Genomic DNA, 26,992 nt, shown 5'->3' on the forward strand with positions numbered 1-26,992 from the left:
CGGGGCGCCCGGGGGGACGGCCGGGGGGGGGTGGTTTGTTCCACCCCGGGGGGGCCCCCCCCCCCGGCCCCCCCCCCCCCTTTTGTGGGGGGGGGGGGGGGCCCCCCCCCCGCCCCCCCCCCGACGTCACCGTGACCACCACGGTGGTACCCCTGTCGCGGAACGCCTGGACCAGCTCGTCTCGTGGGCATCCGAAGGTGAACCCCACCATCGCCGGCGGATCCGCCAGCAGGTCGGCGACCTTGGCGGGGAAGTCGTCGTCGCCCCCGACCGGGACTCCCAAGGTGGTGCTCAGCCGCCGTGCCTCCTTCCCGATGGCTCGCGCGTAGTCGTCGATCTCGGCCTGGTCGACGTCGTCGGCCGTGGGCATGAACACGTTCACCCCGAACGGGTGGGAGGTGAGCTCACGTGTCCGCTCGATCTCCTGGCGCATCTGCGCGGCCGTCTTGTAGCCGGCCGCGAGAAACCCCAGGCCCCCGGCTTCGGACACGGCCGCGGCCAGTTCGGGGGTGGAGGCCCCACCGGCCATGGGAGCCTGCATGACCGGCAGCCTGGACGGCCATCGCACCGGGTCGGACATCGACACCGCCTTCTTCTCGTCTCCTCCGGCACCCGGTGCTCTCGTCACCGGCGTCACGACGGTGAACGGGCCGAACGGCCAGGACTCACCGGCCGAGCACGTCGAGGAGTCATCGGGTTCTGCGAGCCTATGCGACCGAGCGTCACATCATCCGGATCGCGGTGCCGACCCGCCTATCTCCAGGCGCGGCCAGTCGGCGAGGTCGCGCAGCAGTTGCCGGTCGTGTGTGGCCACGACGACGGCGGCACTCGTGTCGCGGATCGCGCCGGTCAACTCCTCGACCAGCGTCGACGACAGGTGATTGGTCGGTTCGTCGAGCAGGATCAGACCGGGCCGCCCGGCCAGCGCCAGCGCCAGGCCGAGGCGCCGCTGTTGTCCCTGCGACATCCGCTCGACCGGGACGCGCATCGCGGCGGAGTCGAAAAGCCCGAGCGCCCCGAGCGGGACGGCGTCGGCGTCGCGCAGCGCCCCGCAGGCCACCAGCCGCCCCACCTGGCGGGCGTGCGCCTCAAGGGCGGTGAGTCCGGGGACCTGCTCGGCGGTCTCCTGGGTGACCCAGGCGATTCGCGCGCCCTTCGCCGTCCAGAGATGCCCGTCGGTGGGTGGGAGCGAGCCGGCCAGCACCGCGAGCAATGTGGACTTCCCGGCGCCGTTCGGCCCGGTGACGAGCAGCCGGTCGCCCCCGTCGAGAGTGAGGTCGACCGGGCCGGCCAGCCGCTCGTCGACGGCGACGCCGTACGCGCGCAACTGCGGCGCGCCCTGCCGGACGCCCAGGTCCGGCCACCGCAGGGCCGACGGCGGCTGCGGCACGTCGATGCGGTGCGCCCGCAGGGCGTCCTGCTGCCGGTTCAGGGCCTGCACCACGCCCGGCGCGCGGGACTGGCGCTGGTGCTTGCCGGTTCCCTTGTCCGGTCGCCAGCCGGTGGAGAGCCGGTCGCGGGCCTTCGAGACCGCCTCCTGCAGTCGCCGGTGCTCGGCCTGCTGCTGCTCGTGGTCCTGCTCCCAGCGCTCACGTTCGCGACGCCGGGCGTCCTGCCAGGCGTCGTAACCGCCGGCGTACAGATGTGGTTTGCCGTCGCGGGCCGGGTCGAGGTCGAGGAAGCGGTCCGCGACGTCGCGCAGTAGTGCCCGGTCGTGGCTGACGACGGCGAGGGCGCCGTCGTGCTCGCGCAGTCTGCCGGTCAGGAAGTCCAGTCCGCCGGCGTCAAGGTGGTTGGTCGGCTCGTCGAGCAGTAGAACGTCGTGTCGTGCGCCGAGCAGGCACGCCAGCCGCACCCGGTAGCGCTGCCCGACCGACAGCGTCGCCAGGGGACGGTCGCGGTCGGTGCAGGCGCCGAGGGATTCGAGGGCGACGTCGAGGCGGCGTTCGGCGTCCCATGCGTCGAGCCGGGTGGCGGCGTCGAGCGCGGCGGCGTAGCGGTCGCCGGCGCTGGGATCGCCCTCGGTCATGGCGAGGGTCGCCTCTCGCAGCGCGCCGAGAGCCGCGAGGGAGGCGGCCAGTGCCTGGGAGGTCAAGGTGGCGACGGTCTCACCGTCTCGTGCGAACAGTTCCTGACGGGCCAGGCCGATCGTGCCGGCCCGGTGCACGGTGCCTTCGTCCGGCGTGATCAGTCCGGCGAGGACGTGCAGCAGTGTCGTCTTGCCGCGGCCGTTCTCGCCGACGACGGCGATTCTCGATCGGGCGGAGACGGTGACCGAGACGTTGTTCAGGACACGCCGGGATCCACGGGTGACGGTGACGTTCGTGGCGCGGACGTGTGCGCTGTCGCCTGCCTCGATGGGCAGGGAGATGGTTTCGGGGGTCGGGGTGAGGTTCAACGGTGCTCCGCAGCTCGCAGTGGAGCCGGGCAGCGGTAAGAGGCCGCCCGGCGGGAACCGGGACGGCGAGCGCGGATTCAGCAGGAAGAAGGCGCCGCCGTCAGCGGGCGGAGCGGATCTTCTGCGACCAGATACCTCGTGCCATGACGGTCACTCTAACAATCCGGGGGCCCTGGGCTCATCCGGATTTCGCCTGCCCGTGGTTGGGCATCGAACATCTATTAATCTACATTGTAAAGGCGTTCGGTGAGGTTCAAGATCATTTACAGCGGACTGAAGACCTGCCCACCAAAAGCAAAGCCGCGCCGTTGGCCGGTCATGATGTCGTACGGGGGCGCAGTGCCGCGGCGGAGGCGGCCATGAAGGCGGCGAGCAGGGCGGGGATGCCCAGGGCCGCGGGCAGGCCGATGAGTTCGGCGGCGCCGCCGATGATGGCGGGGCCCGCGAGGAGGCCGGCGTAGCCGACGGTGGCGACCTGGGCGATGGCCTGGCCGGCGCGGGCGGGGTCGTGGTTGCCCGCGGCGGAGAAGATCTGGGGAACGATGGTGGACAGGCCGAAGCCGAACAGGGCGAATCCGATGAAGGCGATGGGGATCTGGCCGGCGAGTAGTGCTGTGCCGAGGCCGAGGGCGGCGGTGAGGCCGGAGTAGCGCACCAGGCGTACCGGTCCGAAGCGTTGGGCGAGGTGGTCTCCGGCGAAGCGGCCGATGGTCATGGTGGTGGAGAAGACGGCGAATCCGGCGGCGGCGAGTGCTTGGGGGGCGCCGAGGTTCTGGAAGAGGTAGACGGCCGTCCAGTCGTTGGCGGCGCCTTCTCCGACGAGGCCTGCGAAGGCGACGGTTCCCATGAGGATGATCCAGCCGGTCCATGGGGCGCGGGTGCGGTGGTGGCGGTGGTGGGTGGTGGTTGGGGGAGGTGGTGGGGTGGGCAGGAGGTGGCGGCGGGCGTACAGGGAGATGAGGGCGAGGGGGATGCCGACGGCGGTGAGGGTGGTGGCGGCGCTGAGGTGGAGGTGGGCGAAGGTGGCGCCGATGCCGGCGCCGATGAGGCCGCCGATGCTGAACATGCCGTGGAAGGAGGACAGCAGGGGGCGGTGGTAGGCGCGTTCGACTTCGACGCCGTGGGCGTTCATGGAGACGTCGAGGAAGGCGTTGGTGAGGCCGAAGAGGAATAGGGCGGCGATGAGGGTGGGCAGGGTGGTGGCGTAGCCGGGGGGGATGACGGACAGTGCGGTGGCGATGGCGGCGGGGGTGATGAGGCGGGCGCTGCCGAGGTGGTCGGTGAGGTGGCCGGCGAAGCGCATGCCGGTGACGAGTCCGAGGGCGGTGGCGAGGAGGCCGTAGCTGAGTTGGCCGTCGCTGAGGTCGAGGGTGTGTTTGACGGCGGGGATGCGGGCGGCCCAGGCTCCGGAGGTGATGCCGAGGAGGATGAAGAAGTAGGAGAGGGCTTTGCGGGCGTTGGTGGGGTGCTGGGTGGTGGTCATGGGTGTTTCCCGGCCGGTGTGGTGGATCCGGGGCGTATTCAATTATGGGGGGTTTGGTGGTGGTGGGGTGCTGGGTGGTCAGTGGACGGAGAAGCCGCCGTCGACGCAGATGGTTTGGCCGGTGATGTAGGCGCTGGCGTTGCTTGCGAGGAGGACGGCGATGCCGGCGTAGTCGGCGGGGTGGCCGTTGCGGCCGATGAGGGTGCGGGCGGCGAGTGCTTCGGGGCGGCCGGGGGTGTCTTGGACGGTTTGGGTGAGGGGGGTGAGGACGAAGCCGGGGATGATGGTGTTGGCGCAGACGCCGTGGGGGGACCAGGCTTCTGCTTGGGAGCGGGTGAGGCCGGTGATGGCGGCTTTGGAGATGCCGTAGGCGCCGCTGTTGCCGAAGGCTCTGATGGATTGCTGGGAGCCGATGTTGATGATGCGGCCCCAGCCGCGTTGGGCCATGAGGGGGCCGAAGTGTTGGCCGAGGAGGTAGGGGGCGGTGATGTTGACGGCCATTGTCTGGTGGTAGTCGTCGGTGGTGAGTTCTGTCATGGGGGGGCGGATGTTGTTGGCGGCGTTGTTGACGAGGATGTCGATGTCGCCGAAGAGGGTGGGGGCTTGGTGGCAGAGGTGGGTGATGTCGTCGGGGTTGGCGAGGTCGGCGGTGATGGCGGCGGCGTTGATGTTGTGGTGGTGGAGTTCGGTGAGGGTTTGGGTGAGGTGGGTGGTGCGGCGGGCGGCGATGACGATGTTGGCGCCGGCGTGGCCGAGGGCGTGGGCGATGGTGTGTCCGATGCCGGAGCTGCCGCCGGTGATGAGGGCGGTGCGGCCGGTGAGGGAGAAGAGGGTGTTTGTGGGTTCTGTCACAGCGACAGAACCTATCATCCTACCTTTTGGGGCGGGAGGGGTTTTCGGCTGGTGAGTGGTGGTCTCAGCGGGTGAGCGCGGCGTGTTGGATCTTGTTCATGATCGTGGCGAGGTCGCGCAGGGTGGGGGTGTCGAGGTGTTGCAGGAGGCGGCGGAACTCGTTGAGGCCGGCGTCGGTGATCTGTTCGGTGAGGGCGCGTCCGGCGGGGGTGAGTTCGACGCGGCGGATGCGGCGGTCGTGGGGGTCTTCGCGGCGGGTGACGAGGCCGCGGGCGACGAGGCGGTCGACGATGCCGGTGACGGTGCCGAGGCCGACGCCGAGGTGGGTGGCGAGGTCCTGGCCCGAGGCGAGGTCCTGGCCCGAGAGGATGAGGATGACTTTGAGCTGGCGCATGGTGAGGTTGGAGTCGAACAGCGGCGTCGGGGGGCCTTGCTGGGCGAGGAGCCGGCCCAGGGCGCGCTGGACGGCGCCGATGTGGTCGATCAGCTGTTCGCGGTCGTCGTTGTTCACGCTCACCTCTCGCTTCCTGAGAAGGTTATCAGGATTGGTAAGCTTCGTTAAATATTCGCCTGAGGCGAAGTGTTAGTCTGGGACGAATCTTGTTGTGATGTCCCTCCCTGAGGAGCCTGCCTCCATGACGTCCCTGGCCAGGTTGAGCCTCGCCAACCGCAGCCTCGTGATACTGATCACGCTGGTGTTGAGCGCGTTCGGTCTTTTCGCGATCCCCTCACTGAAACAACAGCTGCTGCCCTCGCTGTCGTTCCCGGGGGCGTTCGTGGCGGCCCCGTATCCGGGCGCCTCTCCTGAGATCGTCGAGGAGCAGGTGACCAAGCCGATCGAGAACAGTTTCCAGGGGCTGGAGGGGGTCTCGGAGGTGACCTCGACCTCCCGGGAGGGGATGGCGCAGGTCCAGGTGGCGTTCGAGTACGGCACCGACATCGACGCGGCGGTCGCGCAGATGCAGCAGGCGATCTCGCGGATCAGGACGCAGCTGCCGGAGGCCGTCGATCCGCAGGTCCTGTCGGGCGGGACCGACGACATCCCGGTGATGCAGCTGGCGGTGGGGGACGGCGGTGATCAGCGGGCCATGGCCGAGCGGCTTGAGCGGCTGGTGGTGCCGGAGTTGCGGGCTGTGGAGGGGGTGCGCGAGGCGACGGTGACGGGCGCCCGTGACGAGGTCGTGACGATCACTCCGGATGTCGGGAAGCTGGCGGCGCTGGGGTTGTCGCCGGCCGCGGTGGGAGATGTGCTGCGGGCCAACGGGCAGCCGGTTCCGGCGGGCAGCGTGACCGAGGACAAGGTGTCGCTCACGGTTCAGGTGGGGGCGCGGGTCGAGACGCTGGAGGAGTTGAAGAATCTGTATCTGATGCCTGCGGCTGCGCCGCAGGCGCAGCAGGCGCCGCCGCAGACCCGGCAGGCGCCGGGGGGCGGGGCGGCTGCTCAGGCTCCGCAGGGGCAGGCACGTGCGCAGGCGGCTCCCAAGCCGGTGCGGCTGGGTGAGGTGGCGGCGGTGGAGCGGACGCCGGCCGAGGCGACGTCGCTGACGCGGACCAACGGGCAGCCGAGCCTGGGCCTGTCGGTGACGATGGCGCCGGACGGCAACGCGGTGGCGATCTCGCACGCGGTGCGCGAGAAGCTCCCGGAGATGGTGCGGGCGATCGGGGACTCCTCGGAGATCACGGTGATCTTCGATCAGGCGCCGTATGTGGAGCGTTCGATCGAGGACCTGACGACCGAGGGGTTGCTGGGACTGGCGTTCGCAGTTCTGGTCATCTTGGTCTTCTTGTTGTCGGTGCGCTCGACGCTGGTGACGGCGGCGTCGATCCCGCTGTCGGTGATCATCGCGTTGATCGCGTTGTGGGTGGGCGACTATTCGCTGAACCTGCTGACGCTGGGGGCGTTGACGATCGCGGTGGGCCGGGTGGTGGATGACTCCATCGTGGTCTTGGAGAACATCAAGCGTCATCTGAGCTACGGGGAGGCCAAGCGCAAGGCGGTGCTGGCCGGGGTGCGCGAGGTCAGTGGCGCGGTGACGGCCTCGACGCTGACGACGGTGGCGGTGTTCTTGCCGATCGCGGTGGTGGGCGGCATGGTGGGGCAGCTGTTCGCGCCGTTCGCGATCACGGTGACGGTGGCGTTGCTGGCGTCGTTGCTGGTGTCGTTGACGGTGGTGCCGGTGCTGGCGTACTGGTTCTTGAAGGCGCCGGTGTTGTCGCCGGAGCAGGCGCGGGTGGTGCGTGAGAAGGCCGAGGCCAAGGAGTTGCGCAGTCCGCTGCAGCGGGCGTATCTGCCGGTGTTGCGGTTCGCGACGCGGCGGCGGCTGGTGACGGTGCTTGTGGGGGTGGTGGTGTTCGCCGCGACGATGGGGCTGGCGGGCCGGTTGGAGACCAACTTCATCGACTCCTCAGGGCAGGACACGGTCTCGATCAGCCAGCGGATGCCGGCGGGCACCGACCTGGCGGCGACGGACGCGGCGGCCAAGAAGGTCGAGGAGGTTTTGTCGTCGTTGCAGGGGGTGCGCGACTACCAGGTGAACGTGGGCGGTGGCGGCGGTTTCCTGGGCGGCGGTGGTGGCGGTGGTGATCGGGCGTCGTACTCGGTGACGGTCGCCGAGGAGACCGACAGCGCGGCGTTGGAGGAGGAGTTGCGCGAGCGGTTGGCGCTGCTGAAGGCCTCGGAGATCGGCACGGTCACGGTGGGCGGCGGCCAGGGCGGTCCCGGTGGCGGGTCGACCGACCAGCTGCAGGTGATCGTACAGGCGCCGGATGTGGAGACGCTGCGTAGCGCGACCGAGACGGTTCGCGCGGCGATGGCGGATCTGGGCGGGTTGCGGGATGTGACCTCCAACCTGGAGGACGGTGCCGAGCGGGTCGAGGTGCGGGTCGACCGGGAGAAGGCGGCGGCCAGGGGGTTGAGCGAGACGCAGATCGGCCAGTTGGTGGCGCAGCAGTTCCGGGGGGCGCCGCTGGGTGAGCTGACGCTGGACGGCCGCGCGGGTGCGGTGGTGTTGCGGACCGCGGACGCTCCTGAGGACGTCAAGGCGGTGGAGGCGCTGAGGTTGCCGACGGCCACGGGGGTGGTGAGGTTGTCGCAGGTGGCGGAGGTGGCCGTGGTGGACGGTCCCACGCAGGTGACGCGGATCGACGGTGAGCGCAGCGCGACGGTGTCGGGTACGGCGACGGCCAGTGACCTGGGCAGTGTGACGACGGAGGTGACGTCGAAGCTGGATGCCCTGGCGTTGCCGGCGGGGGCGAGCTTCACCATGGGCGGGGTCAGCGCTGATCAGGACGAGGCGTTCGGGCAGCTGGGGCTGGCGATGCTGGCGGCGATCGCGATCGTCTTCATGATCATGGTGGCGGCGTTCCGGAGCTTCGTGCAGCCGCTGATCCTGCTGGTGTCGGTGCCGTTCGCGGCGACCGGCGCGGTGGGCCTGCTGCTGGTGACGGGTACGCCGATGGGGGTTCCCGCCCTGATCGGCATGCTGATGCTGATCGGCGTCGTGGTGACCAACGCGATCGTGCTGATCGACCTGATCAACCAGTACCGTGAGCAGGGGATGGGCATCGTGGAGGCGGTGATCGAGGGTGGCCGGCGCAGGCTGCGGCCGATCCTGATGACCGCGGTGGCGACGATCTGCGCGTTGATCCCGATGGCGCTGGGGCTGACCGGTTCCGGCGGGTTCATCTCCCAGCCGCTGGCGATCGTGGTGATCGGCGGGCTGCTGTCGTCGACGCTGCTGACGCTGGTTTTGGTGCCGACCCTGTATGTGACGGTGGAGCGGCTCAAGGAGCGGCTGCGGCGTAAGCCCAGGGGTGAGCACTCGCGGCTGAAGGTCTACGACAAGGACGAGCTGGCGCCGACGGCCCGATAGCCCGTAGGCAAAGGTGTGGGCCGCTCACCTCGCACGAGGTGAGCGGCCCACACCTTTTCCCGGGTCCGCGGGGAGGGCGGCGCCCGGGGCCGGGTGGGTGCGGGCGGCGGAATATACTGACCCAACGTGACTGCCAAGCCGCGTATCCCCAATGTTCTTGCCGCCCGTTATGCCTCCGCGCAGCTGGCCGGCCTGTGGTCTTCCGAGTACAAGGTGGTGGCCGAGCGGCGCCTGTGGCTGGCCGTGCTGGCCGCGCAGGCGCGGCTGGGGGTGGAGGTTTCCCCCGCGGTGTTACGGGATTACGAGAAGGTGGTTGAGCAGGTCGACCTGGAGTCGATCGCCGCCCGTGAGCGCGTCACCCGTCACGACGTCAAGGCCCGCATCGAGGAGTTCAACGCGCTGGCCGGCCACGAGCAGGTGCACAAGGGCATGACGTCGCGGGATCTGACCGAGAACGTCGAGCAGTTGCAGATACGCGACAGTCTGGTGCTGGTACGGGACCGGTGCGTGGCGATGCTGGCCGCGCTGGCGGGCCTGGCGACGCGGCACTCGCAGCTGGTGATGGCCGGGCGTTCGCACAACGTGGCCGCGCAGTCGACGACGCTGGGCAAGCGGTTCGCCTCGGCGGCCGACGAGTTGCTGGTGGCGTTCGCGCGGCTGGAGGAGCTGATCGGCCGTTATCCGCTGCGCGGCGTCAAGGGGCCGGTCGGCACCGCCCAGGACATGCTGGACCTGCTGGGCGGGGATGCGGCCAAGCTGGCGGCGCTGGAGGAGGAGGTGGCCGCCCACCTGGGGTTCGCCCACCGGCTGACCAGTGTGGGGCAGGTGTATCCGCGGTCGCTGGACTACGAGGTGCTCAGCACGCTGGTGCAGCTGGCGGCGGCCCCCTCCTCGCTGGCCAAGACGATCCGGCTGATGGCCGGGCACGAGCTGGTCACCGAGGGGTTCGCCGAGGGGCAGGTCGGCTCCTCGGCGATGCCGCACAAGATGAACACCCGCTCGTGTGAGCGGGTCAACGGGCTGGCGGTCGTGGTGCGGGGGTATGCGTCGATGGCCGGGGAGCTGGCCGGCGACCAGTGGAACGAGGGGGATGTGTCGTGTTCGGTGGTGCGCCGGGTGGCGCTGCCGGACGCGTTCTTCGCGTTCGACGGGCTGGTGGAGACCATGCTGACGGTGCTGGAGGAGTTCGGCGCCTTCCCCGCGGTGATCGCCGCCGAGCTGGACCGCTACCTGCCGTTCCTGGCGACGACGAAGATGCTGATGGCCGCGGTGCGGGCCGGGATGGGCCGCGAGAGCGCCCATGAGCTGATCAAGGAACACGCGGTGGCGTCGGCGCTGGCGATGCGCGAGGGCTCCGGCGGTAACGAGCTGGTCGCCCGGCTGGGAGCAGATGAGCGTTTCCCGCTGGAGCGGGCGCACCTGGAGGCGTTGCTGGGCGAGCCGATCTCCTTCACCGGAGCGGCCTCGGCGCAGGTGGAGGCGGTCGTGCAGCGGGTGGGGCAGGTCGTGGAGCGCTACCCGCAGGCGGCCGCCTACCGGCCGGGAGCGATCCTCTGAGCGGCGTGCCGGTGCGGCTGCGTGACGTCGCGCAACTGGCGCGGGCCTGCTCGGGGGATGCGCTGGTGTTGTGGGGGGCGCAGGCGATGGGGCCGGGGGTGCGGGCGTGGGCGCTGGGGGAGGCGGTGGCGGTGGCCTGCCCCGACCTCAACCGCCGTGATCGCCTCACGGTGTACGGGCAGGCCGATGCGGTGGGCGCCCTGCTGGAGGGACTCCCGGAGGAGGTCGGCCCCTCCTACCGGGTGATGGGGGAGCGAAAGCTGGTGGAGCAGGTGGTCGCCCGATCGGCGCGGCTGCGCCCGCTGGGGGTGTTCGAGTGGATGGAGGCGGCCGCGTCCGCGCTCACCTGGCCCCGGCCGGAAGCCGGAGCGGAGTGGCTGGGGGCGGCCGAGGAGGGGCAGGTCGCCGCCCTGCTGGCGCGGGCGGCTCCCGGCTCCTGGGCCGCGCCGGGCGTGGCGGGGGTACGGCGCTGGGCGGGGGTGCGCGGCCAGGACGGTCATCTGGTGGCGGTGGCCGCCGACGCCTGGTCGTGTGCGCAGGTGGGGTTCGTCGCCGGGGTCGCCACCGCGCCGGCCGTGCGCGGCCGCGGCCACGGCGGCAGGGTGTGCCGGTTCGTGCTGGGGGAGCTGGCGGCCGCCCACGAGCGGGTCGCGTTGATGGTCGACACCGGCAACCATGCCGCCATCGCCCTGTACGAGCGGCTGGGGTTGCGCGGGCGGCCGCTGGCGGCCGCCGCTCTTGACGGCGCCTGAGTTTTCCGTCCCGGGCGAGAAGCCGCGCGAGCAGGTCTCGCGCGGCTTCGGTGTGGTCTCGGGGGCGGGCGCCCTGGGAGGAAAACCTGGTGCGGGGCGCGGCCACGGCAGGCAGAGTGGACGAAATGATGTCCAGTTTCATACCTGGCCTGGAGCTTTCGCGTGCTTTCTACGCCCAGGTCGTGGGACCGCTCGTGGCCGACGTGCCGCACAGTGCCGCGCTGATCGGCGCCGGGTCGGAGGTCTTGGCGTTCGACACCGAACGCTCCACCGACCATGACTGGGGGCCCAGGGTGGTGGTGTTCGTGGCCGCGCACCGCGCCGAGGAGGTGCGGCGCGCCGTCGGCGAGGGCCTGCCCGCGGACTTCGGCGGCTATCGCACCGCCGTGGGCGGTGAGTGTCACGGGGTGCAGGTGAGTGATCCGCGGACCTGGTTCACCGATCGGCTGGGATTCGACCCGCTGGGCGGGGTGAGCGTGCTGGACTGGCTGTCGACTCCCTGGCAGCGGCTGGCGGAGGTCACCAGCGGGGAGGTCTTCCACGACGGCCTGGGGGTGATGGGGCGCTCGCGCGCCGCGCTGCGCTGGTATCCGCCCGATCTGGAACGCTACGTGCTGGCCGGGCAGTGGAGGCGCCTGGCCCGGCAGGAGGCCTTCCCCGGGCGGTGCGGGGAGGTCGGCGACGACCTGGGATCGGCGGTGGTCAGCGCGGACCTGGCGCGTGACCTGATGCGGCTGGTCGTGCTGACGCGGCGGCGCTACCCGCCGTACGCCAAGTGGCTGGGCAGTGCGTTCGCCCGTCTGCCGGGGACGGCGGAGCTGGGGGAGGCGTTGTCGGCGGCGCTGGCGGCCACCGCCTGGCGTGAACGAGAAGAGCATCTGGGGGTGGTGTATCGGCGGGTGGCGGCCTGGCACAACCGGATGGGGGTGGCCGCGGCACCGGAGGGGAGCCTGCGCCCGTATCACCGGCGGCCCTTCCAGGTGATCGGCGCCGACCGGTTCGCCGACGCTCTGAGCGCGGCCATCACCGACGCCGGCGTGCGGGCGCTGCCCGCGGTGGGCTCGATCGACCAGTTCGGCGACTGCGCCGAACTGCTGACCGATCCGCGGCGCTGCCGGGCGGCCACCCGCGCCGTCCTGGACCTGTGAGGCCTCGAAGGCACAGGTCGAAGGCGCAGGTCAGGCTGTGAGCGGTTCGCGGCGGCGGGCGAGCACGCGCCGCTCGAACCACAAGGTGGCCAGCGGCGGCACCGAGCACACCAGACCGACGACGACCGTACCCCGGCTCCAGCCGTCCTGGCGGGCCGCGTACAGCACCGCGGCCAGGTACAGGACGAACAAGGCGCCGTGCACCGGGCCGAAGATCTTCACGCCGAGGTCTCCGGTGGCGGCGACGTATTTGAAGTACATGCCGATGAGCAGGCCGGCCCACGAGCACGCTTCGGCGATCGCCACGTAACGGAACAGACGGAGTGCGGTCGGCACGGCGCGTACACCTTTCAGAAGGGGAAGACGTCGAGACGGCGGGGCGTCCGGACGGGGGAATACGGCCTTCAGCCTATGGGGGCGAGGTGGCGCCCGCCCCGCCGGGGCACGGGCACGGATGCGCGAGAGGGGGAGGTGCGGCGCCCGGGCCGGGGGAGGGGCGTGGCGCCGTGGCCCGGGGCACCGCACCCTTGACCTGAAGTTAACTTCAGCTTCTAGGGTCGTGGAGGTGGCGCCCACCGGGCTTTTCGCCCCCGCCGCCGGGCAGCGGCGGGGGGCGCCGGTCCTTCACCCGACGAGCACGGAAAGCACGGTGACCCACCATGAGCATGGAAATGGCGGCCTGGCATTCGCTGTACGCCACGATGCACGCCCAGCAGGACCGGCGGCCGTTGTCGGTGGTCACGCTGCGGCGGATCGCGGCCTTCGCCCGCCCGCACCGTTTCCTGCTGGCGTGGTTCCTGCTGCTGAGTGTGGTGTCGGCGGTGCTGGCGGTGGCCACGCCGGTGCTGGCCGGCCGGGTCGTCGACGCGATCGTCGGCGGCGCCGCGGTGGGCGTCGTGGTCGGGCTGGCCACGGTGATCGCGGTGATCGCGCTGGCCGAGGCGGCGCTGGGCCTGCTGATGCGGTGGATGTCGGCGAGTATCGGTGAAGGGCTGATCCTGCGGTTGCGCGGCGCCGTCTTCGACCACGTGCAGCGTATGCCCGTGGCCTTCTTCACCCGCACCCGTACCGGCGCGCTGGTCAGCCGGTTGAACAACGACGTCATCGGCGCCCAGCGCGCCTTCAGCGACACCTTGTCGGGTGTGGCGGGCAATCTGGTGACGCTCACCTTGACCCTGGTGGTGATGGTCGGCATCTCCTGGCAGCTGACCGCGCTGGCACTGGTGCTGCTGCCGGTGTTCGTCGTGCCGGCCCGGCGGGTGGGCAGCCGGCTGGCCCGGATGGAACGCGAGGCCGCCGACCACAACGCGGCGATGAGCACCCAGATGACCGAGCGTTTCTCCGCTCCCGGCGCCACCCTCGTCAAGCTGTTCGGCCGCCCCGCCCAGGAGTCGGCCGAGTTTCTGGCGCGGGCGCGGCGGGTGCGTGACATCGGGGTGCGCACCGCGATGGTGCAGTCGGTGTTCGTCACCGCCCTCACCCTGGTCTCGGCGCTGGCGCTCGCCCTGGTGTACGCGGTGGGAGGCTTTTACGCGTTGCGCGGTGAGCTGGAGCCGGGTGCGCTGGTGGCGCTGGCGTTGCTGCTGACCCGCCTGTACGCGCCGCTGACGGCGCTGGCCGGGGCGCGGGTGGAGGTGATGAGCGCCCTGGTCAGCTTCGAGCGGGTCTTCGAGATCTTGGACCTGCGGCCACTGATCACCGACAGGGCCGACGCCCGGGCGGTTCCGGAGGGGCCGGTGACGGTGGAGTTCGACCGCGTCGGCTTCGCCTACCCTTCGGCCGAGAAGGTGTCGCTGGCCTCCCTGGAGGAGGTCGCCGTCTTGGACGGGCGCGGCGGTGCGGCGGTGCTGGGGGAGGTGTCTTTTCGCGCCGAGGCCGGGCAGATGGTGGCGCTGGTGGGCTCCTCGGGGGCGGGAAAGTCGACGATCGCGCAGCTGCTGGCGCGCCTGTACGACGTCGACAGCGGCGCGGTGCGACTGTCGGGGGTGGATGTCCGCGAGTTGTCGGCGGCCTCGATCCGTCAGACGCTGGGCGTGGTGACCCAGGACGGGCACCTGTTTCACGACTCCATCCGTGCCAACCTGCTGCTGGCCCGCCCCGAGGCCACGACCGAGGAGCTGTGGCAGGTGCTGGGGCGCGCCCGGCTGGCCGATCTGGTCTCGGCGCTGCCCGACGGGCTGGACACCGTGGTCGGTGAGCGCGGCTACCGGCTCTCGGGCGGGGAGCGCCAGCGGCTGACCATCGCCCGGCTGCTGCTGGCCCGCCCCCGGGTGGTGGTGCTGGACGAGGCCACCGCCCACCTGGACTCCACCAGTGAGGCCGCGGTCGCCGAGGCGCTCACCGAGGCGCTGGCCGGACGGACCGCGCTGGTCATCGCCCACCGGCTGTCGACGATCCGCACCGCCGACCTGATCTTGGTGGTCGAGGATGGGCGGATCGTCGAGCGGGGCACGCACGCCGGTCTGCTGGCCGCCGGCGGCCGCTACGCGCAGCTGTATCGCACCCAGTTCGACCGGCAGGCCACCACGGCGGCCACCCGCTGAAGCACGGCTGAACCTCTCGTCCTTCGCAGCGCCGGGCAGGTGGACGGGGCGGGGCGGCGCGCCCGGCGCGGGCAGCGGGCGCGCCGGGCGCCCTCTGCCTCACCACTCCTCACCCCCGCACCGGATTCGCGTCAGGCCCGCCGGTGTGAGCGCCGGTGATGTCGATGACGACCTTGCCGGTGACCTTTCGTTCGCGGACCACCTGTGCGGCCTCCTCGGCTCGCTCCCAGGATCCGCGCCAGCCGACCTGCGCCGACAGGGCGCCCGAGACGAGCAGAGCGGCCAGCAGGCCCAGGTCGGCTCCGACGGCGGCGGCGTCGCCGAAGGAGCTCAAGGTGCGGGCCTGGCCGGGAAAGAAGGTGGAGCCGGCGGGGAAGACGGCCGGCTCACCACTCGCCCAGCCGATGCTGTGCAGGGTGGCGCCGGGGGCGAGCAGTGACCAGGCGGCCACCAGGTGCGGACCGCCGACCGTCTCCAGCACCGCGTCGAACGGCTCACTCACCTGTCGCAGGCCGGCCAGGCCGACGACGACCTCGTGGGCGCCGAGCGCGGTGAGGGCGGCCTCGTGGGCGCCGTCGCGGACCGAGGCGACGACGTGGGCGCCGGAGCGAAAGGCCAGTTGCACCGCGTAGCGGCCCACGGCGCCGGTGGCGCCGGTGATCAGCACCCGCCGGCCCAGCAGGGAACCGGCGGCGCGCAGCGTACGCAGGGCCGTCATGCCCGCCATGGGCAGCGCCGCGGCCTCGGCCAGGGCGGCCGCGCCGGGTAGGGGGGCGACGTCGGCGACGCCGACCGCCAGGAGTTCGGCCCAGGCACCGGACCCGAAGGCCAGCACGCGGGTGCCCGCCGCGGGGCCGGTGCCGTCCGAGGCGGGGCGCACGACGACTCCGGCGGCGTCGTAGCCGCCCACGTGGCCGGCGGGCAGGTGGGCGAGCATGCCCAGCTCGCCGGGGTTGAGGGAGGCGTGATGCACCTGCACGAGCACCTGGCCGGGGCCGGGTTCGGGGTCGGCGACCTCCCCCAGGCGCAGGCCGCAAGGGGCGAGGGGGTCGACGAGGAGAGCGCGCATGACAAAGGCTCCTGCCGGTCGGGAAGGACGGCACGCGGAAGGCCCCGCACACCGAAGCACACCGAACCAATCGGACCGCTGGTCCGGTTAGCTGTGGGCTAATATACGGACCGACAGTCCGATTACGCAAAGAAAACCGAGGAGGAAGCGGTGAGCGAGCGCGCCGACGCCGCCCGCAACCGCCGCGCCATCCTGCGCGCCGCGGAAGAACTACTGGCCGCCCACGATGCCCGCGACGGCGCCCATGACGGTGCCCGCGGTGCCCACATCTCCTTGGACCAGGTCGCCGCGCACGCCCAGGTCGGCAAGGGCACCGTCTTTCGGCGCTTCGGCAGCCGCACCGGGCTGATGCAGGCCCTGCTGCAGGAGCGGGCCGCGCAACTGCGCGAGGCACTGGAGTCGGGACCACCACCCCTGGGACCGGGCGCGCCGCCCGCCGAGCGCATCGTCGCCTTCCTGGACGCCCTGTGCCGGCTGGCCGCCGACAACCTCGCCCTGCTGGCCGCCCACGAACGCTCCTGCGCCCTCGACCGTCACGCCGACCCCACCTACGTGCGCTGGCACACCCACCTGCAAACCCTGATCACCCAGGCCCGTCCCGACCTGGACGCCGGCTTCGTGGCCCACACCCTGCTGGGCATGTTCGACGCCGACATGGTGCGCCGCCTCACCCCCCGCGCCGACCCCGGCAGGTTCGCCCGCTCCATGCGGCAGCTGGTGGGGGAGTTGCTGACCTGAACGAGAACGGCCGGAGCCGACGCGCGTGCGGGTGAGCACCGACGGTGCTCACCCGCACGCGCCGTACCCGATCGAATCTTCGCGCCGGCCGCGCGGCATCGAACACCGCGTCGAGTACCACGCCGCCCGCCGCCCCTCACCCGAGGCGGAGACAGAAGCGGGCCGCCTGCCGCTCAGTTCGACGAGGGACCGCGCAGCAACGGATGCGAGCGCATCGCCACCTCCAACTCCCCGGGCAGCTCGTCGCGGTAACGCCCCAGTGTCGCCAGATCGCTGTGACCCAGAACCCGCCGCACCGCGTCCATGTCCACCGCGTCGGCCAGCAGATGGGTGGCCGTGGTGTGACGCAACCCGTGCGGGGTCACCGAACGACGCCGATCGGGATCCACCCTGCGCTGCACCCGGTCGATCACCGCCTGCACATCGCCCCGCGCCAGCCGCCGCCCCCGCCACGACAGCAGCAACGCCTTGTCGGCGGAAGCCATCCGCCCGTGCAGCAGATAGGCCTCCCACACCAGCGCGACGTCGTCGGGCAGCGGCACATCCCTCGTCTTGCCGCCCTTGCCGAAGATCCGCCAGTAACGCACCCCGTCGTTGGTGTAGAAATCCTCCACGTTGGCCCGGACCAGCTCCGACACCCGCGGCCCCAGCGTCGAGAGCATCAACACGATCAGCCCGTCACGCAGTTCGGTGTGCTGGTCACGCCGGCGCACCCGCCCCGCCCTGGCCGCGGGCACCTCCTGCGGTGCTTCGGCCTGCGGCCCGCCTCCCAGCTCACGCGCCGCGCCGATCAGTCCTCGCGCCTGCTCGCGGGTGAGCGCCCGCCGCTGCGGCCGCAGCCCACCGCGCTCCTTGGCCGTCACCGTCGCCGTCGCCATCGGATTGACCTGCACCCACCCGGCCAGCACCGCGTGCTTGAACAACGCCGAGACCGACCGCCGAAACCGCGCCTGAGAGGAGGCCGACTGAGAGGCGGAGGAGACCGGCTGAGAGGCGGTGCCCGCCGCCTCCTCGGGCCGCGAGCGCCGTCGCCCGTCGGGTTTACGGGCGAAGGCCAGCAGGACGGCGTCGACGTCCTCACCGGTCAGATCGTCCAGGACCGTCTCCTCGCCCGCCAGATCCACGAAAGTGGCCACATCACGCGCGTACACCTCCGCCGTCGACGCCGACAACGCGCCGGTCAGGGTCTTGGCCCGCACCAGCTCCACGTAACGATCGGCCGACTCGCCCACACTGAGACGATTCAGATCAGCAGGCCGCATGATCCCGGCGACACCCCTTTCGTATCCTGGCAGCCCTCAACGGCCGCTCACCCGCCACCAGTGCCACATGCCCGCCCGCCGAAACCCCCGCCCCTTCCCGCCCTGCCACCACCGGCTACCGGCGCCTGTCGCGGCGACAGACGCCGGCCGTGGCCGCGGGAAAGCGGCCCGCCGGCCATCTCACCGATCATGTTCATTCCCCCACGGTAGACGAACGCCCGGCGCAGGGCTTGCGAGGAAAACCCCGCCGCCCGGCCTCACGGAAGTCCCGAAGATGTTTTTACCGGATTCGACTGATCTGTGGTGACGTAATGGCGTTACCGCCTCGCCTCCGGCTCGCCCGCCCCGCGCGGAGTCATGAGAGGGGGCAGACCCCGGCGGGAGCCCGCCGGTGAGACCCCGCGTCCTTCAGCAGTTCACCCGTGGCCGATCCCAGTGAATCACTCAGGTGGCGAACAACCCGAAACCAGCGTGAACAGTGTGTTACGGCCTGCACACCCCTCTACCGAATCACCCCGCCAACCGGGAAGCTGACCTCATCCCCACCCCGGAAAGCCGCGGAAAACCCCGGAAAGGACACACATGCTCAAACGCACCCAACTGTTCGGCCGTAAGACCCGCGTCACCTTCGCCCTGCCCGCCGACCACCCCCATGGTGTCGTCAGCGTGGTCGGGGACTTCAACGACTGGCAGCCCGGCCGTCACGAGATGCGCCGCCGCCGCAACGGCACCCGTACCGTCTCGGTCATCCTGCCGCCCGGAATCCACCGCTTCCGCTACCTCGCCACCGGCGGCCTGTGGTTCGACGACGACACCGCCGACCACATCGACCACCACAGCAGCGTCATGCGCCTGTGAACCCCGCCGCCGGGCGGACCTTCCGAAGATCAACCCCCCTCACCGTCCGGGGCCAGGACCGCACGCAGACGATCGGCCAGTTCCAGCGCCTGCCGCACCGACCAGGGGATCACCCCGACTTCCGGGACCTGGCCGACTCCATCACCGCAACCTCGCCCGCCACCTCCCGGCGGGACCATGGCTCGACTGGGCCGCCGACCTGATCCCCACCCTCACCCTGGAAGCGGTCCTCGCCTGGCTGGACGGCGGCCGGCCCGACCCCGACCAGGCCGCCGAGCGCATCGGCCAGGCGGTGCGCGGCGTCATGGCCGCCGCCGGCCCTCTGCCCTGACGGAAACCCGCCGGTTTCCGCCGCCACGGACCTGCGGGGCGGAGCTGACCTGCTCATATTCGTCCGCCAAAGCGAATATTCACTCTGACGACACAGGGGAGAGGTCACCCGGGCGCCGATTTCGCGGGCGATGACAGCCGCTGCCATCAGTTGACGAAAGAACCCGACAAAGGAGGTTGAATGCGACAAGCCACTCGGCGGGCGAGTCGCTCGAGAAGATCGTGATCACCTGGCGGGTCAAGTGAGACGCCAGGCTCAACCGCATCCACAGGCGGCTTGGCGGTCATTGATTACACGAATCGGCTAAGCGACTTCTCCACAAGGCGATCTTCGCTGTGCGGATTAAGCGAGATGCACCCGGAGTCACACGGGATGCTTGAAGTAAGCCGAATAGGACGAAGGGCGACATGCTTGTACTATTGGCTCTATACCGTACAGAAGCTGAATTCTGTATGGTATAGATTTTGTGTTTCGGTAGGGCCTGCTTGGTGTGTGGTGCGGGTTTTTGCCGGTCGGATGCTCCCCGCCGCGCCGGAGGGCGAAGAATCGAAGCGGCTTCCCTTCCGGGTGCGTCACGGCGCCTGGAGTCTCTTTCCGTGCATGATCACCCCGCTCTTGATCGTTTCGTCGGGCAAGATCCACAACCTGCTGGATCGCCCAGAACGATCAAGAGGTGGCAGGGCTCCGTCGATGCGCGCCGCCCGGGGCCGCCCCGTCGGGAGTGTCCTGCTCGGTGTCGGTGGTCGCCCGGCGGATGCGACGGGGGTCGCGTCTCGGCCGGCCCGCTTTGTGGTCTTGGTCATCTCGGACGATCCCCTGATGGGCGATTTGTCGCATTTGCTCTGTTCTGTTGGACGTTTTTCTTCGGCCGTTCGATGGCGGTGACCGGCGTCCACGAAATCGGTGTCCAGGCCGGCTCTCCCCTGTGTCGTCAGCGAAGACATTCGCTTCGGTGGATGAATACGGACAGGTTGGCCCTGCCGATCGTTCTGGATCCCGCCACTCCCCCGGTTCGGGGGTGCGGGCAGGGCCCGCGGTGGGTGCCGGAGGCGGCTCAGCTCAGCCGATTTTCGGCGGTGTCCGCGGGGTTCTCTCTGAGAGCCACGCTTGTACGGCGATGCCGGTCAGGTCGGTGGAATAGGTCACCAGTTGTGCGGCGACGGTGGCGGTCCGGCCGTCGGAGAGGGGTATGTCCACTGTGGCTTCCCTGCCTTGCGCCACCAGTCTCACAGCGACGTCTTCCAGGGCGATCCGGTCGCGATGGCACAGGTCTGAGGGCATGGATCCCGACGCGGTGTGTGTGGTGCCGCTTTCCTGTGCCGCGCTGAGGAATCTTTTCAGCAGGGCACGTTCGCGTTCGGCGCTGAATTCGAGCAGTCGTTGCTCGATGTCGTGGGCTGATCGCTGGGCCACGGCCGTCATCTGCGCGTTCGCCCGCTCGTCGAGGGCGGCGACGCACATGACTCCTTCCACGCGTCCGCTGAGGGGGTTGAGTATCGGTGTTCCGACGGCGGCGAATTTGTGGAATTTTTCCCACAGGTGCTCGTTGCCTGAGACCTGGTAGGTTCGCCGTTCCAGCAGCGTGGAGCCGACGGCGTTGGTGCCTATGTCGGACTCGGCGTAGCTGAAGCCTGGGATGACGCCGTTGGCGTCGGCTGCCGCTCGCATCGAGGTGTCGCCCAGGGCGCGCAGGAACAGTACTCCGGAGGAGTCGCTCAGGAAGACGCCTGATGAGGTGCCGGCGATGGTTGTTCGCAGTCGGTCGAGTACGGGGCGGGCCGCGCGTATCAGGGGGCTGTCGTAGTTCAGGTCGTCGAGCAGGCGTGTTTGGAAGCCGCCGGGGGGTAGTCCGGTGGCTTGGCAGCGTCGCCACGAATTCAAGATCGGAGCGCGTATCTCGTTCTCTGTGAGTGTTCCGTCCAGGAGGCGCTCCATGATCTTGTCGGCGGGTTGTCGCTCGGTGTTCGAGACACTCGCCGTTCGGCTCACGCCCACGATGTCCTCACGATAAACAAATCCTCTGTGCTCGGGTTTTCCTGTTGGGCCGGTGAATTGTTGCCGTTTTTGTGGCCGGCTGTTCTGTGTACTTTTCGGGCGGGTCGGGGAGCCGGTCGTTTCACGAGGTGATGGCTGGGAGGCGGAAGGTGAAGCGCGCTCCGTTCGGGCGGGCGTCCTCGACGTGGAGGGTGCCGTGGTGATCGCGGGCGATGGCGCGGGCGATGGCCAGGCCGAGTCCGGTGCCGCCGCGGTCGCGGCTGCGGGCGCTGTCCAGTCGCGTGAAGGGCTGGAAGATGTGTTCATGTTCGGCCGGGGGGACTCCGGGGCCGTCGTCGGTGACGCTGAGTTCGGCGATGTGGTCGGCGTCGTCGCCGACGCGGCGTACCTCTACTGTGACGTGGTGGGTGGCGTGCCGTTGGGCGTTGTCGAGCAGGTTGTTCAGCATTCGGCGGATTTGGATGGGGACGGCTTTGGCCAGCACGTCGGGGGTGAGGTCGAGCCGGGTCGGGTGATGGTCGCCGATCCGGTGTGTGACTTCGGCTTCGACGAGTTCGGCCAGGTCGACGGGCTCCAGGGCGGTGAGGGGGGTCGTTCCGGTCCGGGCCAGCGAGAGCAGGTCGGTGATGATGGCCTGCAGTCGGTCCACGTCGCTCAGTGTGTGGTTGAGGAGGTCGGTGAGGTCGGTCTGGCCGGGGTGGAGCCGGGCTTCTTCCAGTTGGGCCCGTAGTCCTGCGAGGGGGGTGCGTAGTTCGTGGGAGGCGTCGGCGGTGAAGCGTCGTTGGTGGTCGAGTGCGTCTCGCAGTGACTCGGTGGTCTGCTTCAGTTCTGTGGAGATCATGCGCTCGCGGGTGTAGAGGCGGGCGTTGTCCACGCACAGCGCTGTGCGGTTGACCAGGTCTTCGGCCAGTGTGAGGTCGTCTTCCTCGAAGGTTTCCCTGGTCGTGCAGCGGTAGAAGCTGACCACTCCCAGGGTGATGTCGCGGGCTCGTATCGGCACCGCGACGAGGGAGTGGATGCCGTGTTCGCAGGCTTTCCGGCAGCGTTCTGGGTCTTGTGCCATCCAGCCGAGGTTGGTGGGCAGGTCCGGTTCGAGTACCGGTTGTCCGGCGGCCACGCCGCGGGCCTGGGGCGTGGATGCGAGCATTTGGATGAGTGCGTTGACCGGGTGCAGGCAGGAGTTTTCGCCGATACCCGTGAGGGCGACCCGGCGTAGTCCCTCGTCGAGGCCGGTGGGGTCGTGTCCGCGTAGCACGCAGTCGTACAGATCGACGCCGGCGTAGTCGGCGAACCGGGGGACGGCGATTTCGGTGAGTTCTTCGGCGGTCCGGGTCACGCTCAGTGAGGTGCCGATGTGGGAGCCGGCGTCGCACAGCAGGTTGAGTCGTTCGCGTGCCTGCAGGGCGAGTCGGCCGATGCCTGGTTCGCTCACGGCGAGCAGCCATCTGTCGGTGGCGGCGGCTGCGGTGTCCGGGGCGGGAGGTTTCGTGCCGGGGAGGGGTTGGGGGAACGCCTGGTGTGAGTGCTGTTGCAGCAGGTGTTGTCCGATGCCGCCGACGGCGGCCGTGAAGCACTCACCGGCGGTGGCGGTGTTGTCTTCGGCGGCCACCATTGACCATCTCTTCCTTGCTTCGCTTTTTTCGACCCGCCTTGATGTTGGCATACATCTTCTTAATATCGGCACATAGATCTTCCCGATTTATCCAAATTTATATTGATCTATAATAAATTAGGTCGTTTATTGGTGTTATTTGGTGGTATGTGAAAGGCGGTCGTCGGCGGCGAGGCTGCGTTCGGGGCTCGGCGGACGGTCTTGTGTCCTGGTGTCGTCGGGTACGGGCCCTGTCTGCGGCACCCTGGCGGTACTCCCCGTCGGGGGTGGCGGGGCGAGAGTCCTGCCGGTGGTCTTGCGTGCGAACCGGCCTGTCAGTTCGTCAGGGTGCGCGGGTTGACCAGGTCGGCGTAGACGAGCAGGCATGTCATGATCATCATCGCCAGTGCGGCCGCGTACGTCAGTGGCAGCACCTTGGCCATGTCGGCGGGGGCGGGGTTCGGCCGCCGCATGACCTTGGCGTAGCCCCGCTTGATCCCCTCCCACTCGGTGGGCCGTACGCCGACGCCCGGGTCCTCGGTGTCGGCTGTTCGGCGTTCGGTTCCCGAACTCGAAGTCGGGATATGTCGCCGGGGCGCCCGCACTACAGAGGGCGGGAAGTCTGATCTGGGGGTGGCATGCGTTCGCTGACCCGTAAGGGGGCCGCGACGCGGCAGCGCATTCTCGAGGGCGCGGCCGCCTGCATTCGCGAGTACGGCGTGGTGGGTACGACCCTTGCTGCTGGCCGTGGCCCGTTTCGAGGCCGATCGTGTGCTGGAGGACCAGCGGCCCCAGCTCGGTGACCTCACCTCTTGGCCGGCCTGGGGGCGCTGGCGTGACACGGTCGTCGCCCGCACCATGACCGCTCTGGATTTCGAGCTGCCGGCCGAACTGCGCGCCCGGCTGGAGGAGGCGAGTGCCGTGTCGCCCTCGTCGGTCTACCGGATGTTCACGCCCGGTTGTCAGGGCTGGCTGGTCAGTCCCGGTGTCAAGGTCGGGGACAAGCCGACCGGGTACGTTCCTGCCGTACGGAACTGGGTGGCCGAAAGCGTCGGGTGACGGTTTTCGCGGGGCGCGCCGCCGGCACTGGTGGGTCGGTTCCTGTGCCGGGCAGGCGGTGGGGGTCAGGGCGGGGGTGCGGGTTTGAGTCTCCTGGCGAAGCGGGCGGCGGTGCGGTGGCTCATGCCGGTTTCGCCGCGTACCAGGAAGACGGCCTGGTCGAACTGGCCGGCCGCCTTGAGTTCCAGGAGCCGTTCGATGAGCTCGGGGCCTACTCCCCCGCCGACCAGGGCGTTTCTGGGGCGCTGTGCGGCTCGTACCGCGAAGACGATCAGGGCGATGAGCGCCGCCACGATGACCGCCGTCAGGAGGAGGATGACGATCAGGTTCGACATGGGGTGAGCGTACCGCCGCGAGGTCCGCGTGTGTGAGGTGAGATCACCGGATTTGACGGTGATGGCGGCCTTGAGGGCGCCGAAGGTGCGGGAGTGCCCTGTCGGGTCTGTCGGGTCAGGTCTGTCGGGCCAGGCCGCGCAGCAGGAGCATGGCGTAGGCGGCGATCGAGTTGCTGTCGGTGATGGCGCCGTTCACGATCATCTGTTCCAGTTCGGTGCGGGGAACCCAGGTCTGGCGCATGTCCTGTTCGGTGTGCTCGCGTTCGTGGGCGCCGGCGCTCAGGCCCGTGGCGAGGAAGATGTCGTAGTTTTGGCCTGAGGTGCCGTGGGCGTTGTCCAGGCGTCCCAGATGGGTCATCGAGGTGGCTCGCAGGCCGGTTTCCTGGGTGAGTTCGGTGTGGGCGGTGACCAGGGGCGAGGGGCTGTCCTTGACTCCGCCCTGGGGGAAGTTCCAGGTGCGTCGTCTGACCGGGTAGCGGTATTCCTCCACGAGGTGGAAGCCGTCGTTCTCCATGGGGACGATGAGGGCGAAGTCGGGGATGTCCACGACGCCGTAGATGCCGTGGGAGCCGTCGGGGCGTTCGATACGGTCCTCGCGCACGCTGATCCATGGATTGGTGTAGACGACCATGGAGTCGAGGGTGCGGATCGTCGGTCCGGATACGTCGGTCATGCAGGGACCCTACTGGCCGGGGCCGGGGCCGGGCGGGGTGTAGGGCAGGACGGAGGTCACCGCGCTGAGCGGGAGGGGTCCGTAGATGTGCGGGAAGGCCTCGGGGGTGTCGTCGGGGACCTCCATGCGGACGTCGAGTCCGGTGGGGTCGACGCTGAGCAGCACGAGGGGGTCGGTGACGTCGCGGTAGAAGCGTTCCGCGACGCCGAGTAGCTGTTCGTGGCCGGCGCAGGCGTGGATGAAGCCGACGTCGTCGAGGGTGCGGCCGAGGGTGGAGACGCGGTACTCCCCCGCCTGGCGGGCGGCCTCCCAGTCGGAGGCCAGGGCGAGATGCAGGATGGTCACCGCAGACATGGTGCCGTGTGCGTCGCCGTCGTTCAACCGGCCGTTCAACCGGGGGCGGGCGGTGTCAGCGCTGGGGGTGCCACTCGCGGCGCAGGATGGCGTAGACGATCTCGCTGGTCCATTCGCCTTTGACGATCTCGTTGTCGAGGAAGTGGGCCTCGCGGCGCATGCCGAGTTTCTCCAGCACTCGGGCCGAGGCCTCGTTGCGGGCGTCGAGGCGTCCGACGATGCGGTGCAGGTTCAGGTGCTCGAAGCCGAGTTCGAGCATGACCCGGGCGGCCTCGGTAGCGTAGCCCTTGCCGTGGTGGTCGGGGTGCAGGACGTAGCCGATCTCGCCGGCGCGTTGTGAGCGGTTGTGCCAGATGAGCAGGGCGTCGCCGAGGAGTTCGCCGGTGGCGGTCAGTTCCACCGCCAGGGTGAGGGATTGTCCTTCTTCCAGCAGCGCCGTCTCGCTGATCTTCTTTTCCAGTGCCTGGCGGGTCTGGTCGCGGTCGCGTGGTTCCCAGTACAGGTAGCGGGTGACCTGGGGCAGGCGGTGGATGGCGTGCAGGGCGTCGAGGTCGGCGGGGGTGTAGGCGCGCAGGGTGAGGCGGTCGGTCCGGATGGGCAGGGCGGGCTTCAGCATCCGGTCAGGGTAGGACAGCCGCCGAGGCGGGGGCGAGTCAATATTCGCGGGAGGGTGGGGGTGGTGTGCGGGGGTCAGTGGGGGCTTCCGGCCAGGTTGAGGACCACGACGCCGCCGATGATCAGGGCGATTCCGGCGACCTTGGCGAGGTTGATCGTCTCGCCGAGGAAGAGGACGCCGATGGCGGCGATTGCGGCGGTGCCGGCTCCGGCCCAGACGGCGTAGGCGGTGCCGACCTCCATCTGGAGCTTGAGTGCCTGGGCCAGCAGGAGGAAGGCGGCGGCGTAGCCGGCGACGACGAGGACCGACCAGCCTTTGTGGGTGAATCCGTCGCTCAGTTTGAGGGCGGTGGTCGCCACGATCTCGGCGATGATCGCCCCGGCCAGGATTAGCCACGCCATTGTCACCACTCCCCCGTAAATCGGGCCAAACATACCATTTTTCGCTGATCGCAGAGGGGCGCCCGCCATGGGCGGAACCGTCCGGCGCCACGACCTGCCCGGCTTGCGGGCGGCGTCGAAAGCGTGTTCCACTGAGCCGTATGCGATGGGACGCGCCTCCCCTGCTCGCCGCGCCGCCCGACGCCAGGCCGCGGATCGAGCGTTCCGCGCTGACCAGGGTTCACGGGGCCCTGACCTGTTACGAGGTGCAGGCGCGTACCGCGCTGGACACCACGCCCGAGGGCTGGGCGGTCAGTCCGTATCGGGGGTGCGCGCAGGCGTGCCGTTACTGCTCGGCGCGCCGGGGGCACCGCTACCTGGGGCTGGACGCCGAAGGCGACTTCGACGCGCGGATCGTGGTGCGCACCAACATCGTGCGGCGGTTGCGTGCGGAGCTGAGGTCACGCTGGGACGGCGAGCACATCACCGTGGGGATGGCAGGCGACTGCTACCAGCAGGTGGAGGAGGTCTACCGGCTGATGCCGGGCCTGGTCACCGCGTTGCGTGAGGCCGGGGCGCCGTTCACCGTGCACACCAAGAGCCGGTTGATCCTGCGCGACGCCGACCTGCTGGCCGCCACACCGGGGGCCGGGGTGGTGGTCTCGATCGCGTTCGTCGACGACCGGATCCGCCGCACGGTGGAGCCCGGTGCCGTCGGCGCGCAAAAGCGCCTGGAGTTGGTGGCGGAGCTGAACGAGCGCGGGGTGGCGTGCGGGGTGGCGATGGCGCCGATCCTGCCGCTGCTGACCGACTCCCCCGACCAGCTTTCGGCCACCGTGCGCCGTATCTCCGACGCCGGGGCCGTCAGCTGCGTCCCGCAGGTGCTGCGCCTGCCCCCCGGGGCGCGTGAGTGGTATCTGGCCTGGCTTCGAGAGCACCATCCTGCGCTTGAGCCCCGCTATGCCGAGCTGTACGGCCGCGGCGCCGACGCCGAACCCGGCTATGTGCGGCGCCTGACCGGCCAGATCCTGCAGCTGGCCGCCCGCTACGGGATGGGGCCGACCCGGCCTGAGCAGCCGCTGCCGCTGGCGTTGCCCCGGCAGGCCCAGCTCACCCTGCTGTAGGC

The 26,992-nt window shown here is 70.0% G+C and carries 25 protein-coding genes; 9 read left to right on the top strand and 16 right to left on the bottom strand.

Annotated features, from left to right (window positions below):
- The 5 genes from ACFY3D_RS30860 to ACFY3D_RS30880 form a co-directional block, all read right to left on the bottom strand.
- On the bottom strand, positions 1 to 628 hold a 628-nt coding region (locus ACFY3D_RS30860; RefSeq protein WP_389985765.1), incomplete at its 3' end, for a nitronate monooxygenase.
- A gap of 99 nt (positions 629 to 727) precedes the next feature.
- Positions 728 to 2,398 carry an ABC-F family ATP-binding cassette domain-containing protein gene (locus tag ACFY3D_RS30865; RefSeq protein WP_389985768.1) on the bottom strand — a complete coding sequence of 557 codons (1,671 nt, stop codon included), beginning with the start codon at positions 2,396 to 2,398 and terminating at the stop codon, positions 728 to 730.
- A gap of 316 nt (positions 2,399 to 2,714) precedes the next feature.
- Entirely contained in the window at positions 2,715 to 3,881 is a 1,167-nt protein-coding gene (locus ACFY3D_RS30870) for an MFS transporter (RefSeq protein WP_389985771.1), read from the bottom strand.
- A 78-nt stretch (positions 3,882 to 3,959) separates the two neighbouring features.
- Positions 3,960 to 4,733, bottom strand: a complete 774-nt coding sequence (locus ACFY3D_RS30875; RefSeq protein WP_389985774.1) for an SDR family NAD(P)-dependent oxidoreductase — start codon at positions 4,731 to 4,733, stop codon at positions 3,960 to 3,962.
- Between the two features lie 64 nt (positions 4,734 to 4,797).
- Positions 4,798 to 5,250, bottom strand: coding sequence for a MarR family transcriptional regulator (locus tag ACFY3D_RS30880; RefSeq protein WP_350949734.1), 453 nt, complete (start codon positions 5,248 to 5,250; stop codon positions 4,798 to 4,800).
- 118 nt (positions 5,251 to 5,368) lie between these two features.
- On the opposite strand from ACFY3D_RS30880, the gene ACFY3D_RS30885 reads away from it, so the two are divergent.
- From ACFY3D_RS30885 to ACFY3D_RS30900, 4 genes are all read left to right on the top strand, one after another.
- Positions 5,369 to 8,605, top strand: a complete 3,237-nt coding sequence (locus ACFY3D_RS30885) for an efflux RND transporter permease subunit (protein ID WP_389985777.1) — start codon at positions 5,369 to 5,371, stop codon at positions 8,603 to 8,605.
- Between the two features lie 126 nt (positions 8,606 to 8,731).
- Entirely contained in the window at positions 8,732 to 10,162 is a 1,431-nt protein-coding gene (gene purB, locus ACFY3D_RS30890) for an adenylosuccinate lyase (RefSeq protein WP_389985780.1), read from the top strand.
- A 5-nt stretch (positions 10,163 to 10,167) separates the two neighbouring features.
- On the top strand, positions 10,168 to 10,914 hold the full coding sequence (locus ACFY3D_RS30895) for a GNAT family N-acetyltransferase (RefSeq protein ID WP_389985783.1): 747 nt from the start codon (positions 10,168 to 10,170) through the stop codon (positions 10,912 to 10,914).
- A 128-nt stretch (positions 10,915 to 11,042) separates the two neighbouring features.
- The gene (locus ACFY3D_RS30900) at positions 11,043 to 12,062 is read left to right on the top strand and encodes a DUF4037 domain-containing protein (RefSeq protein WP_389985786.1); all 1,020 of its coding nucleotides are present in this window, start codon (positions 11,043 to 11,045) and stop codon (positions 12,060 to 12,062) included.
- Between the two features lie 30 nt (positions 12,063 to 12,092).
- Here ACFY3D_RS30900 and ACFY3D_RS30905 read toward each other — a convergent pair whose 3' ends face one another.
- Positions 12,093 to 12,398, bottom strand: a complete 306-nt coding sequence (locus ACFY3D_RS30905; protein ID WP_362904633.1) for a DUF3817 domain-containing protein — start codon at positions 12,396 to 12,398, stop codon at positions 12,093 to 12,095.
- Between the two features lie 323 nt (positions 12,399 to 12,721).
- Between ACFY3D_RS30905 and ACFY3D_RS30910 the strand changes: the two genes are divergently transcribed.
- Positions 12,722 to 14,605 (top strand): ABC transporter ATP-binding protein, encoded by a 1,884-nt coding sequence (locus ACFY3D_RS30910; protein WP_389985789.1) that lies wholly within the window; start codon positions 12,722 to 12,724, stop codon positions 14,603 to 14,605.
- A gap of 109 nt (positions 14,606 to 14,714) precedes the next feature.
- Here ACFY3D_RS30910 and ACFY3D_RS30915 read toward each other — a convergent pair whose 3' ends face one another.
- Positions 14,715 to 15,674: a zinc-binding dehydrogenase gene (locus tag ACFY3D_RS30915; protein ID WP_389985792.1), complete on the bottom strand. Its 960-nt coding sequence runs from the start codon at positions 15,672 to 15,674 to the stop codon at positions 14,715 to 14,717.
- Positions 15,675 to 15,824: 150 nt separating this feature from the next.
- On the opposite strand from ACFY3D_RS30915, the gene ACFY3D_RS30920 reads away from it, so the two are divergent.
- Positions 15,825 to 16,412, top strand: coding sequence for a TetR/AcrR family transcriptional regulator (locus tag ACFY3D_RS30920; RefSeq protein WP_389985795.1), 588 nt, complete (start codon positions 15,825 to 15,827; stop codon positions 16,410 to 16,412).
- A gap of 173 nt (positions 16,413 to 16,585) precedes the next feature.
- On the opposite strand, the gene ACFY3D_RS30925 is transcribed toward ACFY3D_RS30920, so the two are convergent.
- Positions 16,586 to 17,644: a tyrosine-type recombinase/integrase gene (locus tag ACFY3D_RS30925; protein ID WP_389985798.1), complete on the bottom strand. Its 1,059-nt coding sequence runs from the start codon at positions 17,642 to 17,644 to the stop codon at positions 16,586 to 16,588.
- Between the two features lie 612 nt (positions 17,645 to 18,256).
- Between ACFY3D_RS30925 and ACFY3D_RS30930 the strand changes: the two genes are divergently transcribed.
- On the top strand, positions 18,257 to 18,532 hold the full coding sequence (locus tag ACFY3D_RS30930; RefSeq protein WP_362904643.1) for an isoamylase early set domain-containing protein: 276 nt from the start codon (positions 18,257 to 18,259) through the stop codon (positions 18,530 to 18,532).
- A gap of 1,390 nt (positions 18,533 to 19,922) precedes the next feature.
- Here the strand turns inward: ACFY3D_RS30930 and ACFY3D_RS30935 are convergent.
- The 3 genes from ACFY3D_RS30935 to ACFY3D_RS30945 form a co-directional block, all read right to left on the bottom strand.
- The gene (locus ACFY3D_RS30935; protein ID WP_389985801.1) at positions 19,923 to 20,852 is read right to left on the bottom strand and encodes a GAF domain-containing protein; all 930 of its coding nucleotides are present in this window, start codon (positions 20,850 to 20,852) and stop codon (positions 19,923 to 19,925) included.
- A 127-nt stretch (positions 20,853 to 20,979) separates the two neighbouring features.
- The gene (locus ACFY3D_RS30940; protein ID WP_389985804.1) at positions 20,980 to 22,470 is read right to left on the bottom strand and encodes an ATP-binding protein; all 1,491 of its coding nucleotides are present in this window, start codon (positions 22,468 to 22,470) and stop codon (positions 20,980 to 20,982) included.
- A 314-nt stretch (positions 22,471 to 22,784) separates the two neighbouring features.
- On the bottom strand, positions 22,785 to 22,922 hold the full coding sequence (locus tag ACFY3D_RS30945; protein ID WP_389985806.1) for a hypothetical protein: 138 nt from the start codon (positions 22,920 to 22,922) through the stop codon (positions 22,785 to 22,787).
- Between the two features lie 262 nt (positions 22,923 to 23,184).
- Between ACFY3D_RS30945 and ACFY3D_RS30950 the strand changes: the two genes are divergently transcribed.
- A complete protein-coding gene (locus ACFY3D_RS30950; RefSeq protein ID WP_389985809.1) occupies positions 23,185 to 23,508 on the top strand; it encodes a hypothetical protein in 324 nt (107 codons plus the stop codon).
- 65 nt (positions 23,509 to 23,573) lie between these two features.
- On the opposite strand, the gene ACFY3D_RS30955 is transcribed toward ACFY3D_RS30950, so the two are convergent.
- From ACFY3D_RS30955 to ACFY3D_RS30975, 5 genes are all read right to left on the bottom strand, one after another.
- The gene (locus tag ACFY3D_RS30955) at positions 23,574 to 23,843 is read right to left on the bottom strand and encodes a hypothetical protein (protein WP_389985812.1); all 270 of its coding nucleotides are present in this window, start codon (positions 23,841 to 23,843) and stop codon (positions 23,574 to 23,576) included.
- Between the two features lie 115 nt (positions 23,844 to 23,958).
- The gene (locus ACFY3D_RS30960; RefSeq protein ID WP_389985815.1) at positions 23,959 to 24,516 is read right to left on the bottom strand and encodes an NUDIX domain-containing protein; all 558 of its coding nucleotides are present in this window, start codon (positions 24,514 to 24,516) and stop codon (positions 23,959 to 23,961) included.
- Between the two features lie 9 nt (positions 24,517 to 24,525).
- Entirely contained in the window at positions 24,526 to 24,861 is a 336-nt protein-coding gene (locus ACFY3D_RS30965; RefSeq protein WP_389779239.1) for a DUF952 domain-containing protein, read from the bottom strand.
- A gap of 64 nt (positions 24,862 to 24,925) precedes the next feature.
- Positions 24,926 to 25,486 carry a GNAT family N-acetyltransferase gene (locus tag ACFY3D_RS30970; protein ID WP_389985817.1) on the bottom strand — a complete coding sequence of 187 codons (561 nt, stop codon included), beginning with the start codon at positions 25,484 to 25,486 and terminating at the stop codon, positions 24,926 to 24,928.
- Between the two features lie 74 nt (positions 25,487 to 25,560).
- The gene (locus ACFY3D_RS30975) at positions 25,561 to 25,887 is read right to left on the bottom strand and encodes an SMR family transporter (RefSeq protein ID WP_362904203.1); all 327 of its coding nucleotides are present in this window, start codon (positions 25,885 to 25,887) and stop codon (positions 25,561 to 25,563) included.
- A 140-nt stretch (positions 25,888 to 26,027) separates the two neighbouring features.
- Between ACFY3D_RS30975 and ACFY3D_RS30980 the strand changes: the two genes are divergently transcribed.
- Positions 26,028 to 26,990: a radical SAM protein gene (locus ACFY3D_RS30980; RefSeq protein WP_389985820.1), complete on the top strand. Its 963-nt coding sequence runs from the start codon at positions 26,028 to 26,030 to the stop codon at positions 26,988 to 26,990.
- The last annotated feature ends 2 nt before the right edge of the window (positions 26,991 to 26,992 follow it).

This window comes from Streptosporangium sp. NPDC000509, assembly GCF_042898365.1.
In the GTDB taxonomy this organism is placed as follows: Bacteria; Actinomycetota; Actinomycetes; order Streptosporangiales; family Streptosporangiaceae; genus Streptosporangium.